This is a genomic window from Marinobacter sp. HL-58 (genome assembly GCF_001314605.1).
In the GTDB taxonomy this organism is placed as follows: Bacteria; Pseudomonadota; Gammaproteobacteria; order Pseudomonadales; family Oleiphilaceae; genus Marinobacter.
Map to the genome: position 1 here is coordinate 367,428 of NZ_LIHP01000010.1, position 17,009 is coordinate 384,436.

At 54.6% G+C, this 17,009-nt stretch carries 25 protein-coding genes, 1 tRNA gene and 1 pseudogene; 11 read left to right on the plus strand and 16 right to left on the minus strand.

Annotated features, from left to right (window positions below):
* Positions 1-34 precede the first annotated feature (34 nt).
* The 3 genes from HLUCCO03_RS08975 to HLUCCO03_RS08985 form a co-directional block, all read right to left on the minus strand.
* The gene (locus HLUCCO03_RS08975) at positions 35-673 is read right to left on the minus strand and encodes a cold shock and DUF1294 domain-containing protein (protein ID WP_027832958.1); all 639 of its coding nucleotides are present in this window, start codon (positions 671-673) and stop codon (positions 35-37) included.
* The gene (locus tag HLUCCO03_RS08980) at positions 670-1,719 is read right to left on the minus strand and encodes a nuclease-related domain-containing protein (protein WP_027832959.1); all 1,050 of its coding nucleotides are present in this window, start codon (positions 1,717-1,719) and stop codon (positions 670-672) included. The genes HLUCCO03_RS08975 and HLUCCO03_RS08980 overlap by 4 nt, the downstream gene beginning before the upstream one ends.
* 221 nt (positions 1,720-1,940) lie before the next feature.
* Positions 1,941-2,351, minus strand: a complete 411-nt coding sequence (locus HLUCCO03_RS08985; protein WP_027832960.1) for a hypothetical protein — start codon at positions 2,349-2,351, stop codon at positions 1,941-1,943.
* A 103-nt stretch (positions 2,352-2,454) separates the two neighbouring features.
* Here HLUCCO03_RS08985 and HLUCCO03_RS08990 point away from each other — a divergent pair, with 103 nt between their 5' ends.
* A complete protein-coding gene (locus HLUCCO03_RS08990; protein ID WP_027832961.1) occupies positions 2,455-2,895 on the plus strand; it encodes a DUF3010 family protein in 441 nt (146 codons plus the stop codon).
* A 46-nt stretch (positions 2,896-2,941) separates the two neighbouring features.
* On the opposite strand, the gene HLUCCO03_RS08995 is transcribed toward HLUCCO03_RS08990, so the two are convergent.
* Complete coding sequence (locus HLUCCO03_RS08995) at positions 2,942-3,397, minus strand: metallophosphoesterase family protein (RefSeq protein WP_027832962.1); 456 nt, start codon at positions 3,395-3,397, stop codon at positions 2,942-2,944.
* 45 nt (positions 3,398-3,442) lie between these two features.
* Between HLUCCO03_RS08995 and HLUCCO03_RS09000 the strand changes: the two genes are divergently transcribed.
* Together HLUCCO03_RS09000 and HLUCCO03_RS09005 are read left to right on the plus strand one after the other, a co-directional pair.
* Positions 3,443-3,604 carry a type II toxin-antitoxin system RelE/ParE family toxin gene (locus HLUCCO03_RS09000; protein ID WP_081813587.1) on the plus strand — a complete coding sequence of 54 codons (162 nt, stop codon included), beginning with the start codon at positions 3,443-3,445 and terminating at the stop codon, positions 3,602-3,604.
* Entirely contained in the window at positions 3,601-3,891 is a 291-nt protein-coding gene (locus HLUCCO03_RS09005) for a helix-turn-helix transcriptional regulator (protein WP_027832963.1), read from the plus strand. The genes HLUCCO03_RS09000 and HLUCCO03_RS09005 overlap by 4 nt, the downstream gene beginning before the upstream one ends.
* A 145-nt stretch (positions 3,892-4,036) precedes the next feature.
* On the opposite strand, the gene HLUCCO03_RS09010 is transcribed toward HLUCCO03_RS09005, so the two are convergent.
* Positions 4,037-4,546: a hypothetical protein gene (locus tag HLUCCO03_RS09010; RefSeq protein WP_027832964.1), complete on the minus strand. Its 510-nt coding sequence runs from the start codon at positions 4,544-4,546 to the stop codon at positions 4,037-4,039.
* A gap of 431 nt (positions 4,547-4,977) precedes the next feature.
* On the opposite strand from HLUCCO03_RS09010, the gene HLUCCO03_RS09015 reads away from it, so the two are divergent.
* Positions 4,978-5,706, plus strand: a complete 729-nt coding sequence (locus HLUCCO03_RS09015; protein ID WP_027832965.1) for a ZIP family metal transporter — start codon at positions 4,978-4,980, stop codon at positions 5,704-5,706.
* On the opposite strand, the gene HLUCCO03_RS09020 is transcribed toward HLUCCO03_RS09015, so the two are convergent.
* Positions 5,687-6,652, minus strand: coding sequence for an alpha/beta fold hydrolase (locus HLUCCO03_RS09020; protein WP_292016675.1), 966 nt, complete (start codon positions 6,650-6,652; stop codon positions 5,687-5,689). The two genes, HLUCCO03_RS09015 and HLUCCO03_RS09020, sit on opposite strands and share 20 nt — an antisense overlap.
* An 84-nt stretch (positions 6,653-6,736) precedes the next feature.
* Positions 6,737-7,027, minus strand: a complete 291-nt coding sequence (locus tag HLUCCO03_RS09025; RefSeq protein ID WP_027832967.1) for a hypothetical protein — start codon at positions 7,025-7,027, stop codon at positions 6,737-6,739.
* A gap of 324 nt (positions 7,028-7,351) precedes the next feature.
* On the opposite strand from HLUCCO03_RS09025, the gene HLUCCO03_RS09030 reads away from it, so the two are divergent.
* The 3 genes from HLUCCO03_RS09030 to HLUCCO03_RS09040 all read left to right on the plus strand — a co-directional run bounded on the left by HLUCCO03_RS09030 (position 7,352) and on the right by HLUCCO03_RS09040 (position 8,977).
* Positions 7,352-7,558, plus strand: coding sequence for a cold-shock protein (locus tag HLUCCO03_RS09030; protein ID WP_027832968.1), 207 nt, complete (start codon positions 7,352-7,354; stop codon positions 7,556-7,558).
* 185 nt (positions 7,559-7,743) lie between these two features.
* Positions 7,744-8,169: a tautomerase family protein gene (locus HLUCCO03_RS09035; RefSeq protein ID WP_027832969.1), complete on the plus strand. Its 426-nt coding sequence runs from the start codon at positions 7,744-7,746 to the stop codon at positions 8,167-8,169.
* 7 nt (positions 8,170-8,176) lie between these two features.
* Positions 8,177-8,977 (plus strand): cobalamin-binding protein, encoded by an 801-nt coding sequence (locus tag HLUCCO03_RS09040; protein ID WP_081813588.1) that lies wholly within the window; start codon positions 8,177-8,179, stop codon positions 8,975-8,977.
* On the opposite strand, the gene HLUCCO03_RS09045 is transcribed toward HLUCCO03_RS09040, so the two are convergent.
* The 3 genes from HLUCCO03_RS09045 to HLUCCO03_RS09055 form a co-directional block, all read right to left on the minus strand.
* Positions 8,943-9,016 (minus strand) — tRNA-Gly (locus tag HLUCCO03_RS09045). The two genes, HLUCCO03_RS09040 and HLUCCO03_RS09045, sit on opposite strands and share 35 nt — an antisense overlap.
* Before the next feature lie 18 nt (positions 9,017-9,034).
* The gene (locus HLUCCO03_RS09050) at positions 9,035-9,973 is read right to left on the minus strand and encodes a M14 family metallocarboxypeptidase (RefSeq protein WP_027832971.1); all 939 of its coding nucleotides are present in this window, start codon (positions 9,971-9,973) and stop codon (positions 9,035-9,037) included.
* Between the two features lie 84 nt (positions 9,974-10,057).
* The gene (locus HLUCCO03_RS09055; RefSeq protein WP_027832972.1) at positions 10,058-10,474 is read right to left on the minus strand and encodes a type II toxin-antitoxin system HigA family antitoxin; all 417 of its coding nucleotides are present in this window, start codon (positions 10,472-10,474) and stop codon (positions 10,058-10,060) included.
* A 151-nt stretch (positions 10,475-10,625) separates the two neighbouring features.
* Between HLUCCO03_RS09055 and HLUCCO03_RS09060 the strand changes: the two genes are divergently transcribed.
* The 4 genes from HLUCCO03_RS09060 to HLUCCO03_RS09075 all read left to right on the plus strand — a co-directional run bounded on the left by HLUCCO03_RS09060 (position 10,626) and on the right by HLUCCO03_RS09075 (position 12,975).
* Positions 10,626-11,171, plus strand: coding sequence for a nucleoside 2-deoxyribosyltransferase (locus HLUCCO03_RS09060; RefSeq protein ID WP_027832973.1), 546 nt, complete (start codon positions 10,626-10,628; stop codon positions 11,169-11,171).
* Positions 11,164-11,655: an MOSC domain-containing protein gene (locus HLUCCO03_RS09065; protein ID WP_027832974.1), complete on the plus strand. Its 492-nt coding sequence runs from the start codon at positions 11,164-11,166 to the stop codon at positions 11,653-11,655. Before HLUCCO03_RS09060 ends, HLUCCO03_RS09065 begins: the two co-directional genes overlap by 8 nt.
* A gap of 105 nt (positions 11,656-11,760) precedes the next feature.
* Positions 11,761-12,048: a type II toxin-antitoxin system ParD family antitoxin gene (locus tag HLUCCO03_RS09070; protein WP_027832975.1), complete on the plus strand. Its 288-nt coding sequence runs from the start codon at positions 11,761-11,763 to the stop codon at positions 12,046-12,048.
* 186 nt (positions 12,049-12,234) lie between these two features.
* The gene (locus HLUCCO03_RS09075) at positions 12,235-12,975 is read left to right on the plus strand and encodes an NYN domain-containing protein (protein WP_027832976.1); all 741 of its coding nucleotides are present in this window, start codon (positions 12,235-12,237) and stop codon (positions 12,973-12,975) included.
* Positions 12,976-13,050: 75 nt separating this feature from the next.
* Here HLUCCO03_RS09075 and HLUCCO03_RS09080 read toward each other — a convergent pair whose 3' ends face one another.
* The 6 genes and pseudogenes from HLUCCO03_RS09080 to HLUCCO03_RS09105 all read right to left on the minus strand — a co-directional run.
* Positions 13,051-13,674, minus strand: coding sequence for an ankyrin repeat domain-containing protein (locus HLUCCO03_RS09080; protein WP_027832977.1), 624 nt, complete (start codon positions 13,672-13,674; stop codon positions 13,051-13,053).
* A gap of 63 nt (positions 13,675-13,737) precedes the next feature.
* Positions 13,738-14,124: a hypothetical protein gene (locus HLUCCO03_RS09085; RefSeq protein ID WP_155939984.1), complete on the minus strand. Its 387-nt coding sequence runs from the start codon at positions 14,122-14,124 to the stop codon at positions 13,738-13,740.
* The gene (locus tag HLUCCO03_RS09090; RefSeq protein WP_036197672.1) at positions 14,114-15,598 is read right to left on the minus strand and encodes a type VI secretion system PAAR protein; all 1,485 of its coding nucleotides are present in this window, start codon (positions 15,596-15,598) and stop codon (positions 14,114-14,116) included. The genes HLUCCO03_RS09085 and HLUCCO03_RS09090 overlap by 11 nt, the downstream gene beginning before the upstream one ends.
* A gap of 110 nt (positions 15,599-15,708) precedes the next feature.
* Positions 15,709-15,900, minus strand: a complete 192-nt coding sequence (locus HLUCCO03_RS09095; RefSeq protein WP_081813635.1) for a helix-turn-helix transcriptional regulator — start codon at positions 15,898-15,900, stop codon at positions 15,709-15,711.
* A 158-nt stretch (positions 15,901-16,058) separates the two neighbouring features.
* Complete coding sequence (locus HLUCCO03_RS09100; RefSeq protein WP_027832978.1) at positions 16,059-16,388, minus strand: rhodanese-like domain-containing protein; 330 nt, start codon at positions 16,386-16,388, stop codon at positions 16,059-16,061.
* Positions 16,389-16,441: 53 nt separating this feature from the next.
* Positions 16,442-17,009: pseudogene (locus HLUCCO03_RS09105) on the minus strand (transcription termination factor Rho); the annotation flags it as partial.

Here is a 17,009-nt window from a genome sequence, read left to right on the forward strand (position 1 = left end):
GCTGCGCCAAAGGTCCCTGCTGAGCAGACGTTTTTCATAGTGAAATCCTCATAAGCATGACCGGTTTGATCTCCAGCACCTGCCGGGCAAATTCCGCACCCGGCCACACCAACAACCAGCCAATAACCGCAAGATTGAGAATCACATTGAACCAGAAAGCCACCTGAAATGAGGTCTTGCGGGTTTTGTGGCGAAAGAATTGCTGGCCCACCAGTGCGCCCGGCCAGCCACACAGAAGCTCAAACAGATGCAAACGCCCCTCAGGTATACGTCGGTTGCCGCTTTCAGCGGCCCCTTTGTCGACCGCGTACATCAAGAAAGTAATCAGGCTCATAACCCCATAGGCGACCGGCAATAGGAGCGGCACATAGCTCTGAAGATACAACGCCGAGATTGCACCTATGACTGCGGCTGCAATCAGCAGAGCGACCCAGACACCTGTCGCGAACGATGCGCGGTGACGTGCAACGCCAGCATACTGGAAACTGGCCGCCCTTAGCCGGCCTTTCTCGTCTTTAGTCTGCGAGTAGACCACCTTGCGACTTGCCGAAGGCCTGCCCCGCCCCTGATAGGCGCTGATATGGGCAAACAGACGCTCACCGCCATTTTCCGGGGTGATAAAGCCGAAGCCCTTGGCGTCATTCCATGAGGTGAGTGAGCCTTTCTGATTCAATGCACTTCCCCTTGCAGAGCCTTATAACGAGCACACACCTTGTCCCTGGCTCTAAGAAGGCGCGGATCCTGGCTGCCGATGGCGGCAGCAATCAAGGCGTTACATTCCTGCCTTGCCATAAACAACTCGGTGGGAGGCTGATGAGCAGGCTGAACATTGGTGCCTGAGGAAGGTGTTTGCGCATCGTTTCTCGAATCAGTTTTGAGTTCACTACCTGGTTGACCAGGAATGGGCTCCGGTACACCTTCAACTCGCTGGTCAGGTATTGTTTTCGTTCCTATTGCCGTCGCCCCGGAAACAAAATTCGAATACGCGTTTACCCCGAACGCACCGACTGCCAGCATCAACACCGGGAAAACCAGACGCCTGAGAAGCCGTCTGCTCGGGCGACGGGGCGTATCACCGTAACGCTCAGCCACCAACCCTTTCACATAGCGAGCATGCTGCTGGTCGGTGGCGAATGATGCCTTGAGGCGCCCGGATGCCACCTTTTCCCGAACTTCAGCAACCTGCGCCGAGCTCAGCACCAATTCCCGCTGGGACTTAATGTAGCGAACATACCCGAGCCCCTGAGTCACGTTCGCCGGCATGGGTGTTTTGAACGTGCTGTCTCCCACAAACGCCACCACTGAATGAATCTGGTGATCACCCAACCCGAGCAGCGTCTGAAGCGCTTTTACATGCTTGTAGTTCTGGTGCAGCGGGTTCTGGAATTTGTGGTTGGACCGATAAATCTTCTGGGTCCAGAAGCGCTGGTGAAGGCCACCGAAGATCCAGCCCTTCATGTTCTTGGTCTCGACAACAAACACCCCAAACTCCGAAACCAGAACATGGTCGATCTGAGTGGTGCCATCTTCCGTGGGAAGGGTAACGTTTTTGATGAGGTGGTAACGGGACTTATCCAGAAAGCACCGCGCAGAAAGGTTGACCAGAAACTCACCAAACTTACCTTTGAACCAGGGCAGCCTGATCAGTCCCACGATCATGAAAAGAGGTAACAGATACCAGAATTCCGCAATTAAGGTATAGGCTGGGCTCAAATCCATTTCTCAGAAATCCTTGTTTTGTGTCCTTCAAACAATCCAACCTGAAACATAAATCAGTCTTTGCTTCAGCGCCTTAGGATTTTTGTAACTCCCTGAGAAGGAGGGCCAATTCATCATGGCGATCAGAGTCTGGCGCTGAATTCACAATGGATGGCACGCTGATCGGGTCTGCGAGTCAGAGAATCAAATGCTGCTGCTTTTGGTGAATTCCCAGCAGAACTCTAATGCGCCTTCAGGCTCTCAGGCCGAAACAGTGCCGTGCTCAGCACCAGAGCAAATGCTGCCAGCACAAACACCTTGTTCACAAACCAGTTCGTACGCCAGATGGACCACTCCGGCTCCGCCAGGAACCAAATGAACAGAGTGGTGATGATCGCGATCTCAACCACAGACATACCAATGGCCAGCAGACGCGTATACCATGGCCTCGCCAATAACGCCCAGGCCAGCCAGAGGTGCGCAATGGGCCAAAGGTCCCAGTAGATATAGGTTGCCCACCCCTCATTGCTGGCCAGCGCAAAGCCGATTGGAAACAGGTATTTGATAAAGACGGTCCAGGCCACGAGAATCACGAACAGATGCGCGAGGAAGCTGATCCAGGGACTCCGGACATTCTCAACGGGCGATGTCATTAATACGCTCCTGTCGGCGAGTTCATCTGCGAGAAGAACATTTTAACGTGTTCGGACAGTTATACCTGTTTCGTCCGGACCTATACCATAGAAGGCAAGGGCTATGATTGTTTGCGGAGTTGAGCTGACTGGCAGCGATGCGGTGGTGTGTCTGCTGAATCGGGACAGGGGGCAGTTCAACCTGCCGGAGTGCAAGGTGCGCAAACTGTCGCTGCCGAAAAACCATAGCCGTGAAGATCTGAAGCGGTTCCAGGCGGCCTTTGCGGAGTTAATGGCCGAGCACGGGGTCACCAGTGTCGCGATCAAAGAGCGGATGCCAAAAGGCAAATTTGCCGGTGGTGCCATCAGCTTCAAAATGGAAGCGGCCATTCAACTGATCAGCTCTATTGAGTTGACGGTGAACATACTGCCGCCGGCACTGATCAAGTCCACCCTGGCATCCAACCCGCTGCCGATTGCGTTTGCCGACACGGGGTTGAAGGCCTTTCAGGAAGCGGCTTTTATCACCGCCTATGTAGGGCAACTGCAAGGTCGCGGCACCTGAAAGCGCGTAATCGGGAAAACAGATTTGTACCGGTTTTCCCAACCAATCAAACCGGCAGCTCAATAATCTCACCAACCACGCCGTCTTCACTCACCTGCAACCGCCCCACCGTGATGGGCAGCGTAAAGCGCCGTGGCCCCGCGCCACCTGGATTGAAATAAAGCACATCGCCAATCCACTCATTACGGGGTTTGTGGGAGTGGCCGGCGATCACCACGCGGTAACGGCCTTGCGGATCGATGTCGAGGGTTTTGACGTCGTGGAGCATGTAGAAAGCATGGCCGAGGAATGCAAGATCCTGAACATCGGGAAGCGTGGCTGCGCGGCCTGTTTTGTCGATATTGCCACGGATCGCAATCAAGGGGGCGATCGCTTCCAGCGCTTCCAGAACCTCGTCCCGCCCCACGTCACCGGCATGAAGGATCAAATCCGAGCCTTTCAATACCTCCAGGGCTTCGGGACGCATTTTGCTGTGGGTGTCTGCGATCACTCCGATTTGCATGCTTCCGCCTCCTCTATACACTTCTCCAGCTTATAGTTATCATATTTGATAACAAAAGCCAAAGAAGGAATAGGTAGAGGCATCTTCTGCTACATGCGGGGCAAGCGAATGATCATTCTGCACGTCTTTGTAAAGAAGGATCAGAAAATACCGAAGAAAGACCTGGAGCTCGCCAACGAGCGATTGAAGGAGGTCAAGAAATCATGAATTTCAAGAATTTCAAGCAGAAAGCACTGAAAAATCCGGAGGTCCGTCGGGAATACAATGCTCTTCAGGATGAATTCAGCCTGATTGATCAGTTGCTCACAATGAGGACTAAAGCAGGCCTTACCCAAGAAGACATTGCGAAGATACTCGGAACCAACAAAAGCAACATATCCAGGCTTGAGCGTGGCCGAAGCAATCCCAGTTGGGGAACACTTAACAAATATGCCGCAGCCTGCGGTTTTCGGGTAAAGCTGGAAGCGGTCGAAAACGACCGAGCTTCGGCATAATAGGTGAAACAACCCCAACTCAAAATCTACTGCAACGCCATGCGTGGGGGGGATTACTACCCAGGTGTATGTGCACGGCCTGGTACGACAAGGCCGCAGTGCCGGGGTCAAGCAGATTAAATAAGTCTGTCCCGATTTTCCCGGTCTACTTGGGAATCAACGGAGCATGGGGCTCAATACCCTCGACACGGACATCCGGGTCGTGGGTCTTGATCAGATCCTCGTACTTTTCAACTTCATCTGTGGGCACATCGGCCATTATCAAAATCAGCCCCTCCTCGATTGCCGACTCAAAAGATTGCAGGCGTGAGCTGGGAAACGAAGCCCCGGCAATTCCGGTCAACATGCCTCCGAGACCTGCGCCCCAGAGCCCTAGCAGAAGAACCAGGCCGCCACCGACTACAATGCCGGTGGGCGGAAACGCCAGCGCCGTCAGGCCTGCCAGAAGGCCTGCCGAGCCGCCGAACTCCAGGCCACGCTTGTAGGCTTCAAGGAAATCGTCAGATTCAGGGCCTGCATCGGGCAAACCCTCCATATCAATGCCATACCGGGCCAGCGCATAGATATGTTTTTCCGGTATACCGCTTTCTTTCAGGTCATCGACCACCTTACGGGCGTGATCGAGATCGGGTGACAGGAAACAGAGCCTTTTCATGGCGATCCCTCGTGGTTTCAGGTGAAGTACCTGGCGATGAGAACACTGATTATTACCAGGGCGATAATGGTGCCGCCCAGAATCAAAATATTTCGCAGTGCAGCTCCGTCCTTCCTCATGGTTTTACCTCTTCGTCGATCTTCGATACTGCGTCTCGGAGTCGTCTTTCCGCCTCTCACGACGCAGCATTGTAAAGCCGTTAGATAGGGTTTTTGGGAGGGAAGAACAGCGGAATTAAAACAACTCGTCACCCTCTTTAAAGATAGCAATCATGGCGACTTCTGCCACAATCAATGCAACCGCCACTGACCGATAATGCATTAGAAAAACGAGAGAGAAAGAATCGCTGCGTGCCGGCTTCGGCAACGGGGCTTTTATCGTCGTGAGGGCACAGCGGCAGTGTTGATGACGGTCATGAGCCGGAGATAAAAATGGAAAACAGCTTCTGGACGGCTTTTGGCGCCAGTCTTGTGGCAGCGCTGGTGACAGGCATCGGCATCTACATTATCCGTCACTTTGAGGCCTGGGGCCGCAAATACAGTATCTACTTTGTTTGCTTCGCCGCCGGCGTGTTGATTTCGGTGTCCTTCCTGCACATTATTCCCAAGTCTTTCGAATTGAGCCTCTACGCCCCCGGCTACCTGCTTGGTGGGTTCGTGTTGATGCATATGTTCAACCGATTCATCACCGCCTTCGTGTGCGAGCGAGGGACGAATCCGTCTTACGGTATAGGCCTGGTGCCCATGGTAGGCATCGGCTTTCATTCATTTATCGACGGCTTTGTCTACTCCATCACCTTTTCCACCAGCATATTCACCGGCGTGCTGGCAGCTATCGGCATGGTACTCCATGAGTTTCCTGAAGGCATTATTACCTATCTGTTACTGTCGCGCGGAGGCTTCAGCGACAGGAACGCCCTGCTCCTTGCCGTCATTGCCGCGTCACTCTCCACACCACTGGGCATGCTGGTCTCCTGGCCCTTTATCAGCAACGTCAGTCAGGCGCAGTTGGGCGTCCTGCTTTCGCTTTCAGCCGGCGCGCTGGTGTATGTGGGCGCAACGCATCTCTTGCCGCAAGCGGAAAAGGAGCATCGCCGGTTCAGCCTGTTAGCCCTGGGTGCCGGCATCCTGGTAGCTGTGCTCATCGTGTTGTCGAAATAGACCGGGCCAGGAAATCAAGTTGATCTTCGATTGACTGGATCAGAGCTTCGCCCCGATAAACATCAAAATGGCCGACCGGATAGTGCTTCACTTCCGAGTTCGGCATTCTCTCGGCCGCTTTGGCCGCAGCACTCGCCGGGGCGACTGTATCCTGTTCGCAGATCAACACCAATGCCGGGCAGGCGACTTTGCTGGCCAACCGGATGGGCCGGAAAAAGGGAATCGCATAACTTACGCCCGCTGCAACGTAATTCGACGCATTGTCAGCCAGCAAGGGAACATACCCGTCCTTGCAGTCCTCAGCGGTCATCATGCCCAGCTCGCCAGGGCGGCCTGCCGATGCAATATACCTCGGAGACATCCCCAGACCACGACGAAGCCAGTCCACCGTTCCGTGGTAAGTCAGGCGGATCGCCTGCATGAGCCCGGCATAACCGATAACACCAAGCAAAGACGCCAAACCATCCACCATCGGGCATTGGGAGATGGTGCATTGCACGCGTCCATCCTTTGCCGCAGCCGCAATCACAAGCCCACCGGAAAACGACGTCCCCCACAGGCAAATGCGGCTGCCATCGATACGATCCAGCTGCCGAGCGAAATTCAGTGCCGCCAGCCAGTCTGCCACCTCCTTCCAAGGGCTCAGCGTCTGCCTTGGCTGACCATCACTTTCACCGAAATGGCGGTAGTCAAAGGCAAAGACCGCATAACTCGCATTGCAAAAGGCTTCTTTAAACGGTGCCAGGCCACTGGCATGAGTCAGCCCAAAACCATGAGCCATAACCACACAGGGCAAACTTCTGCTGTCGGCATTCGGCGTGTAAAGAACACCACGACAGGTTGTACCTTGGCTCGGAAATTCCAGCAGAGTTTCGATCATCATTTGGCTCTCATGCTTGAAGGTCGAAATTCTCAGAATATCTTGCAAGTCCATCAGCGAGATCATGCCAGAGGCACTGCGCCGTGGGGACTTGTACAATATTCTGACAGTGCATAGTCGATCGCCACTGGCTCGCAAGCCTGTCTATCATCAAATTTCACTGAGAGTGGAAATACCGTTGACCTCAGTCACCGTTTTGGCGTCCGCCCGCTCAATAATTTTCACGAGGGTGGATTGAATCGTTTCATCTTCCCGAGCATCACCGCCACTTACAAACGTTTGCGTCTGGGGATCGGCGCCCTCTTCCTCAGTAAATGAAACAACCACCTCGGTGGCTGAATCCGGCGTTTTACCAAAGTACTCCAGCGCAACCAATGGATAGCCATGGAAACCCTTCTTAATCTGCTTTGCAATGCGCTTTTTTGCTTTATCCAAATGCATAATAAGGCCTGTCGCTGCGCTAGTTATCTGGGTGCCAGATGAACATCCGGTTGATACCATTCGCCAATTCTATGCCGTTAAACCCATCAAAAATAGATCTGTCCCGGTTTTCTCAAATTTATGCTATGCATTGCCTCATAATTCGCGTACCGTGTTCATCGTTGGAAAGATTTGGCAAAGCATTTCACGAATAAGACCTTTTAGTTGTAATACTTCTCGTCCTGTTTTTGACCCTGCACGTTTTTTGTTTCCCGCATATCGCTGATCAAAGATCATCACGATCTTTTGACGGCACATTTATAATCGATTTCAGGATAGCTATTCATGTCTACAATTACCGGCAACGTTAAGTTCTTCAACGAAGCAAAAGGTTTTGGCTTTATTACTCGTGAAGGCGGCTCAGACGTCTTTGTCCATTACAGCTCTATCCAGGGTAGCGGCTTCAAAACTCTGACCGACGGCCAGGACGTTGAATTCAGTGTCACCCAGGGTCAGAAAGGCCCACAGGCAGAGAACGTTATTGGCCTTTAAATAACAGCCGATACGTGACTTATAAAAGGCAGCCTCCTGGGGCTGCCTTTTTTGTGAAAAACCGGTACAGATCTATTTTTCAGATGTCGGCCTCCCCAGCTTACGAGTCTGAATTCTGACACCGATACGGTTTTCAATATGGGCCACAACAGACAAATACACACCACTCCCGGTAGGATGTCCCCATGCCAACTTACACTGTCACGGTCGCAAACATTGCTCTGTCCCCGCAGCAGAAATCACAGATAGCGGACGCCATAACCACGGCCCATAACACGCAAACCGGCGCGCCCCGTTTTTTTGCCCAGGTTTTGTTTTTTTCTACCCGTGAGGGCGAGCACTTTGTGGGTGGCAGCGTGAACCAGGCGCCCCAGGTGTATGTGCACGGCCTGGTACGGCAGGGCCGCAGTACCGGGGTCAAGCAGGCCCTGATGAGCCAGATGCTTGAGGAGATAGTGCGAATTGCAGGCATAACGGCTGAGGACGTCTGGATCTATCTGCAGGACATTCCGGAAACCCAGATGATCGAGTTTGGCCGGTTTCTGCCAGCGCCGGGTGAGGAAACTGAGTGGGAAAAAGGAATGACTCCGGAAAAGCGGTCCGGGGTATAGTGCACCGATGAATTATCCCCAGCGAATTGTCTGCCTTACCGAAGAGACCACGGAGACCCTCTACGCCATCGGCGCAGAGGACCGCATCGTCGGCATATCCGGGTTCACCGTGCGGCCCGAAAGAGCCAGGAAGGAAAAGCCCAAAGTCTCTGCCTTCACCTCCGCCAAGATTGGGAAAATTCTGGAACTGAAACCAGACCTGGTGGTGGGTTTCTCGGACATGCAGGCCGACATCGCAGCTGAACTGGTGCGCAGCGGCGTTGCCGTGCACATCTTCAATCAGCGCACCGTGGCGGGCATCCTGTCCATGATCCGAATCCTCGGCGGCATGCTGGGCCTCGCTGACCAAACCGACACCTATGCTCAGACCCTGTCCGACAGGGTTGAACGAATAAGGGCGGAAAGAGCGAGGCCAGACCGCCCCCGGGTCTACTTCGAGGAATGGGGCGACCCGATGATCACCGGCATAGGCTGGGTGTCCGAGCTGATCAGTATTGCCGGTGGCGAGGATATTTTCCCGGAACGGGCAGCCGAGCCCGGCGCCAGGGAGCGCATTATCGAAAACCCCGGGGATGTTATCGAGCGGCAACCAGACATTATCATCGGCTCCTGGTGTGGGCGCAAATTCCGCCCGGAGCAAGTGGCCGAACGCCCCGGTTGGGGCGACATTCCAGCTGTGGCCAACAACCACCTGTATGAGATCAAGTCACCGCTGATTCTTCAGCCGGGGCCAGCAGCACTGACGGATGGGCTGGATGCGCTATGTGAGATTATGGAGCGGGTGAAGGGAATCGAACCCTCGTCGTAAGCTTGGGAAGCTTCTGCTCTGCCATTGAGCTACACCCGCATCCTGCGACCCAATATACTAGAGCGATCCCGGTTTTCCTACTGACAGCGCATAGTCGATCGCCGCACACACTGCGGCAACCTGCGCGGCATTGCATTGCTGAGGAGTCACCCGGTCGCTGTCCGGGTATACCTCGGTGGTGGTCCTGTAGGGGGCACGGGTCATGCTGGTGCAAAGGCCAAGCTGCGCCAGCGGATACTGAATAACGCCCCGAGCGGCCGCCGGTGAGCCGAGGATTTCGCCGTTATCATCTGCCGGCGCGATATGGGTGATCTTTTCCACCGCCCTGATCAACGCCTGCTGGAATTCAGGCTGCGGGTTCTCGGTGTCATCCACCAGGTAGAAGCCGTCCGGAATGTTACCCGACTCAAACGGTTTACCGTCGCGGGCCGCCAGCGCCGGGCGGAATTCGGTTTCGTCGGTATCGGTGGTCTCGTGCAGGTCGATGTGCAGCAGTATTGGCTCATCGAGCGAAGCGACCAGCTGCATCAGCGCCGCTGACTCCCCGGTCTGGCCTCCATCACGGAACGAACGGTTGGGGTCCACCGCATTCGCGTTCCAGCGGTGGATGCGCTCGTAGGCCCAGGGGCTGACACAAGGCGCAACCAGCAGGTTTACACGATCGGCATAATCCGCGGCATACTGTTCCACGAACTGCAGCGCCCCATGCACACCGCTTGTTTCATAGCCATGCACTCCGCCCGTAATCAGCACCACCGGCCGATCGGCACGCCAGTCCCGGCTGCGGATCGCCATCAGCGGATAAATATCCGGGCCGTATTCCAGGCGGCCATACTCCTGCACATCAAAGTGCGAACGCAGCCGCTCGACCACGCCCAACACGTCGGACTCGTAACTGCGCCGACGGCTCTGCTGTGACAGCCACTGGGCACGTTCCGCGTCGCCCCAGGGAGTGCCGGGCGTACCAATTGGATAGGCCGCTGAAGCGGTGCTCATATCGCTTGTCTCCTCCGGTCAATCGGGGTCAGACCCCATGTCATTTTGCAGCACCAAATGCACGGGGGTCTGACCCCATGGAGATCAAAAAAACAGGACTGGAGGCACCCCGAACCGTTTGCCGAGGGATTCCATGTGTTTGCGGGTCAGCTTTTTCCCTTCGGCACCATTGAGGATTTTGCTCACATTGCCCTTCGAACCCAGCTCCGGCAGGTCAGCCACCCCAAGGCCGTGTTGGGCCATCAGGGTTTTCAGTACAGCAACCCCCCCGTCCGTTTCAGCAACAGCGGCATTAAAGTCAGAGAACTCTGTGGCCTGGTCTTCCCAACGCTCAATACTGACAGCCAGAATCTCGATTAACAGCCTGTTGGCGTCGTAGTCGTCCACCAACTGGTCCATCAATTCCAGCGCCTGCTCATAGTCATCCTGGTTCTCAATATGAGCCACAAAAGGCACCTGAGCCAACGCATCTCTGATCTCAACAAAAGCAGGCGATAACATAAGCCTCACTCCCTATTGCGACGGTATTTGTCAGTCAGCCGGTCGTATTCGGCGTGGTTTCAAAAATGGAAACCCTATAGGTTCTCTTGGGGTCAGACCCCATGTCATTATGCTACACCAAATGCACCGGGGTCTGACCCCACGGAGGCCCATGACAACACCAAAACGCATCTACCTCGCCGGCCCGGAAGTGTTTTTCCCCGCCGATGAACATCAGGCCATCGTGGCCGAGAAAAAACGCCTGCTTCAGGAATACGGACTGGAGGGCGTCGACCCGCTGGATACCGAACTGCCACTGTCCGCCAACGAGGCGAAATTCAGGCAGGGGCATCGGATCTACCGGGCCAACCGGGAACTGATGGATAGCTGCGAGGCCATCATCGCTAATCTGACCCCGTTCCGCGGCATCAGCGCGGACCCGGGCACCGTCTTTGAGGTGGGATACATGATCGGACAGGGCAAGCCCGCCTTCGGGTTTACCCTCGACAGCCGATATTATCGGGAACGGGCAGGCGCCACCGACCTGGACGAACTGGGCCATACCATTGAGGACTTTGAAATGCGCGACAACCTGATGATCGAGGGCGGAATCTACAGTTCCGGTGGCCAGCTCTTCGTGGCCGAGCAACCCGGCGAACACCGGTACTTTTCGGCCGAGCTGTTCCGCCGTTGCGTGAGGGCGATAGCCCATGCCTGAACAGAGCTCACTGCAAACCCTGTTCGACACCCTCCCCCAAACCGGCCGGGTTGAATGGATCGGCATCCGCCCTGCACGCGGTGAACCCATGCAGGCGCTGGACAGCGTGTCGGTTACCCCGGGCAAAGGCCTGGAAGGTGACCGATTCAAAGGGCGCGAAACCAGCAAACGGCAGGTAACCCTGATCCAGAAAGAACACCTGCATGCCATCGCCTCCTGCCTTCACCGGGAAGCCATTGAACCCGAAATTTTCCGGCGCAACATCGTGGTCTCTGGCCTGAACCTGCTGGCGCTGAAAGACAAAAGGTTCAGGATCGGTGGCGTGGTGCTGGAATACACCGGCCTGTGCCATCCGTGCAGCAAAATGGAAACCGCGCTGGGGCCTGGTGGCTACAACGCCATGCGCGGGCATGGAGGGATTACTACGCGGGTGGTTGAAGGGGGTGAGCTGGCACTGGGTGACGGGGTGCAGGCATTACTGTAAGCCAGAAACTAAATATGTCCCGGTTTTTCGTCCCGTTTCTCTCAATTGCTGAAACCAGCTCATTGGCATATTATGCCAATAGAGTTACGACAGGTGGATACAACCATGGCAACGAGAAACATCGTACTTACTGACCATCAGTCCCAAGTGGTCGATCACCTGGTGGCTTCTGGCCGCTACCAGAACGCAAGTGAAGTTCTGCGGGCCGGGCTCAGGATGGTAGAAGAAGCTGAGTCTGCCTACACCACCAGGATGAATGACCTCAGAGCCGCCATTGATATGGGCGATGAAGATATGGAGCAAGGGAAAACCAGACATTTTACAGCAGACGAATTCGCGTCGTACCTCTCACAACGAGCAAAAGAAATCACTGAAACGAAACGGAACACCTGAAACCAATGAAACCATGGAAGGAAATTCTCACGAACAGTGCACCATAGGATGGATCCAGAGACGCACCTTTAAACACGCATCAAGCGCCACATCACTGCACCAATCCCAGTGCCTCCCGGCAAACGTCGCAGATTATGCGTGGTAACATCAAACTTCACCATCCGGGATAAGGAAGGCCCAATTAACATGAACACCAACTACAAAATTGCACTCCTGATCGACTGCGACAACGTCAGCCATCAATCAATTGAAGGAGTACTGCAGGAGCTGGCGAAATATGGTGCTGTGAACGTTCGCCATGCCCATGGCAACTGGAATGGCCCACAATTGGGTGGCTGGATTGAAAAGCTGCACGCCAATGCGATTCGTCCAGTCCAGCAATTTGCCTACACAACGGGCAAAAACGCCACAGACGCTTCCATGATCATCGATGCCATGGATCTGCTTTACAGCGGAAACGTCGACGCCTTTGCCCTGATGACCAGCGACTCCGACTTCACCCCACTTGTCATGCGCATTCTTGAGGCTGGCCTACCGGTCTTTGGGTTTGGCGAACGAAAAACGCCCATGCCATTCGTCAACGCCTGTTCTCAATTCATCTATACCGAGAACCTGCGGGAGGAGATCGAGCAACAGGAGGAAACTGTCGATGGCGGCACTCCGAAACCAACTGTGGAGACCAAGTGGAGCCGCAACAAACTCCGGGGCGACACCGTATTGGTGCGGACTCTGCGGACTGCGGTAGAGCAAACGGCTGATGACGATGGTTGGGCACATCTCGGCAAGGTTGGCCAATACATTTCCAATAACAGCTCCTTTTCCCCGGTGAACTACGGGTACAAGAAGCTGAGTGACCTGATTCGGGCCAGTGAATTATTTGAGATTAGCGTCCGGGACAAGAACGTTTTTTACATCAAAAGCCCGTAGACAACAGGCCCAGACCGGATTTCATGAGCCGTCAAAAACTATCAGTCCAACCCCGAACAACAAGCAAGCAGCCGCCTAAAGGGCTTCAAGCTCTTTCCGAACATCCTGAAAAACGTCTTTATCCCGGGACTCCAAAAACGCTGCGAACTCCAATGCGTCAAAGCCGTGGAAGTCCTTTTCTGGTCTATCAATTGGCAGGTTCGGATCCGCCCCCAGCTGCAGTAATGCGCGGAGATAATCAATATCGGCGTACAGCACTGCCTCATGCACCGGTGCCAACCCGTTGTGATAGCCGTTGACCGGCTCTCCCCTTCCCGCGAAATATCGAAGCAACGCGTAGCCACGTTGCCTCATGATCGAGTCAGCATCGTGCGTATCCAACGATGCGCCCACGAAATTGATCAGAGGTTGCGAACAGCCGCTCATCGCGGTCATCGCTTTACCACATTGCTCATACGGCCAGTCGGAATGCGTCAAAATCCAATAGGCCACTGCAGGCCTGATCGCCAGACTATCGGAGTCGAAAGGGCTCCAAGGCATTTCTTCAGGATCGAGAAGCGCAATAACTGTGAGTCCCCAGGCATCAGAACCAAAAGCCCAGGTGCGATAGACCATCGGGAATGACATCAGGACGATGGCAAGGGCCACTCCGCCAAGAGTGAGTGCCTTTTTGTGGCCCAGGAAAAAGTTGATAAGCACGTCGCTCCTCCGTGAGCTGTGAAAGTTAGGATTCCTACCTGATTTAGCAACCCCAACACTTCTCTATAAAAAGAGGCCAGTTATCAGGACCACGATAAAACACCCAAATAAACATAAAGGTGGCAGCAGCCCCCACAGGCTCAGCCGAACCGGCAAGCGAGTGGACACATCGCCAATCTGCGCCGCTGACCGCTTCAGTCGGTTTGATGGTAACGATCGAAGAACAAGAAACGTGAACACATAGCTACTTCTCATCAATCTGCCCAAAGGATCATTACCCCAGACCTTTCTATGCTCAAGAGCAGAGGTACCTGGGCGCGAAATTTTTTCCTCAATCATTGCCACTCTCGAAAAGGCAAATGTGAGGATCACTAGCAGTGAAACCAGGCCCAAACCAATAGCCCCAGCACCGACGAAGGCCGCAATGATCTGAGGTGTGTCATTTGTCATTCGTCACCTCGTAGATAACCTCACCGATACCTTCGCCAGTATTCCCTCCAACTGACCCTCCTGCAAAACCACCAACCCCAGCCATGATTATTCCACATGCAACCCCACCCAAACCTCCTGTTCCAAGGCCGATCACCCCACACGCCAATGGTCCAGCGAAAGCACCCGCGCCGCCACCTAATGCAGAGCCAGACAGCCGCCCACCTTCGACGTACTTAACTCGTCTGCATTCGGCTTCGCGCCCGTTTGTGCAAGCCGCATGAATTTTCACTCCCGAAGCAGCAACATCCAGCCCAATAGAGAGATAACCAACCCCCTTTGCATACTTGGCCCCCGAGGCCAGCCGCTCGTAGTGCGTAGCGTACCCCGGTATGCCACCGACCCCGGCGGTCTTCCAACTATGCACAATACTCTTAGACGACAACCCCAGTGCCCGCTTCAGCTTCGCATCATCATCCAGTGACATGCCCTGGCGTGCCACACTTCCCAGAGAAAAATCCAGCTCTTTGAAAAGTGCCCGCCGCTTCTCGAAAAACTCCGGATGGTTGAGATGCCCATGCTTCCGGTAGCTGTCTTGATGAAGCCGCTCGATGTTCTTTAAGGTCTTCTCAATGCTGCCAATTTGCTTTGACACCATCACAGCGCCAGCACCCAGCCCCGCCGAACCCGTTGAAGTAACGGCTTCCAACAGAGCATGGTACTTGACGATAAACTGCGCTTCGTCCTGATCCAGCGAACGCACCTGGGCATTCACCTGTGCCGCCACCTCCATCAGGTCCGCTTCTTCCCGGGAGCACTCCATACCTTCCGGGTCACCCAGCACAATCATCTCACCGGGCAACACCTGCCCGCCAAGGCCTGGATTCAAACGGTCAAAGTGGTCCGGCTTTGCAGAAGCATCGCCGTAGAGTGCAGCCAACAGCGCTGTTTTGCTCATTGGGCTTTGAACCACATGGAAGCCCGGCTCGACGGTTGCTTCTTTTACCTGAGCTTCTGAGCTCCGATCAGAACTACCAGATACAAACGGTCCACCTGCAGGTGTGCTGCCTGCTCCACCAGCAAACCCGTTGGAACTTCGGGATTCCACAGGCCCACCATCAGCACCAGGCGCAAAGGATGCTTCCGCCTGCCGAGCTGCCTTCGCAGGGGCCGGTGAAATCCCCGAAAATGACGCAGGCGTGAACGTATCACCAATAACAACACTGCCGCTGCCGATGGTAACGCCCCCACACGAAATGGCACCGCCAGTTACCGCAGCAGGCATACCGTTAATCAGGACGGTTGTTGAACCAGCGGCTATGGTCCGCGGGTGGGGTGGATGCTTTGGCTTCGAGTGTGGTGCGAGAGGGTCGCCAACACGGGCAACAGGCTTGCCATCAATCAGCACATTGGGGGAACCGGCAGTTACCGGAGTGGGCGGGAATCCCTGGTGGTCTGTTCCTATGTCACCCAACAACACAACTTTCTTGCTCATTCCTTTGCTCCTTCTATCCTTGAAGAATCATCCATTTTTTCAGGGGGCGCCGTCACTGGTACCCAACGCGGTAATGCTGAACAAAGATACCGTAATACGCAAGGCTCTATTCAGGCAGCCCGAGGAGAGCCATTATCCCCATCGGACTCCAGAGTCCATCTCATCCCCAATGCGCGCCCCGCCTTCATAAGCGTAGTGATCGTTACACCGGTATCCTTCTCATCAAGCAGGCGGTTAACCACCGTACGACTTGTACGCATTTTCTGGGCAAGCTGGGACTTGTTTACACCGTTGTCCTCCATAGCCCGCAGAATCTGACAGACAATCACCCGCTTCAGCGCCTTCAGCGGTCTGACACGAAGACCGGGAACATTACTCCACGATGTGCATGAGCGGTAACTGCAAAGCAAAATTCAAAAAGGGAGATTAATTAATCCCGGTCCTCAAAATGCCAAGGTGTTCAGAGATCACGCGCCTCACGAGCGTCGGCCACGCTACCCATGTTGTTCACATCGGTGTAGCCGGCTCTTTCCAGAGCAGACTTCGCTTTACCGGCACGGTTTCCACTTCGGCAATAGAGGTTGATCTCCGCATCTTTGTCCGGAAACTGTTCAGTCACGCGCTCGACAATGTTCTGATGCGGAATGAGAGGATCCCCATCAATGTGATTCTGCCTGTGCTCGGCTTCCGTACGGACATCGATCCAAACCGGCTTGGCCTGGGCGAGCATCGGTGTGAGCACAAGTGCCAACACAGTCAGGAAGGCCTTCGCCAAAACAGACTTACGCATAACAAGCTCCTCACTTTGTGGATAGGCCGCACCAAGCCATGGCAGTCGTCTGGCTAATGGGTGTCCCGGTTTCCCGCTCTGTCCAGAAGCTCGGCATTTGTGGGGTACTTCTCAAGCAGCTCAACCAGCTTTCTCGTGCCCTCCAGCGGTTTGAGACCGCCAAGCGCCCGGCGCAACGCTCTTATTTTATCTAAATATTTCGGATCTATCAGCAGCTCTTCACGGCGTGTACTGCTTTTCGAAATGTCCAACGCGGGGAAGATTCGCTGATTCGCAACGTCTCTTGATAAAACCAGCTCCATGTTCCCCGTGCCCTTGAATTCCTCAAATATAACCTGGTCCATACGGCTGCCGGTATCAACCAGAACGGTTGCCAGAATGGTAAGCGAGCCGCCATTCTCAAGGTTTCGTGCAGAGCCAAACAATCTCCGCGGGATCTCCATCGCTCGCGCATCAACCCCGCCAGACATAGTGCGACCGCTGCTCTTTCGCTCCGCATTATGCACACGCGAAAGCCTCGTGAGAGAATCAATCACAATCATCACGTTGTGACCCTCGCCAGCTTGTTGGCGGGCGATATCAAGAAGCTCATCGGCAACGCGAACGTGATGAGCATAGCTT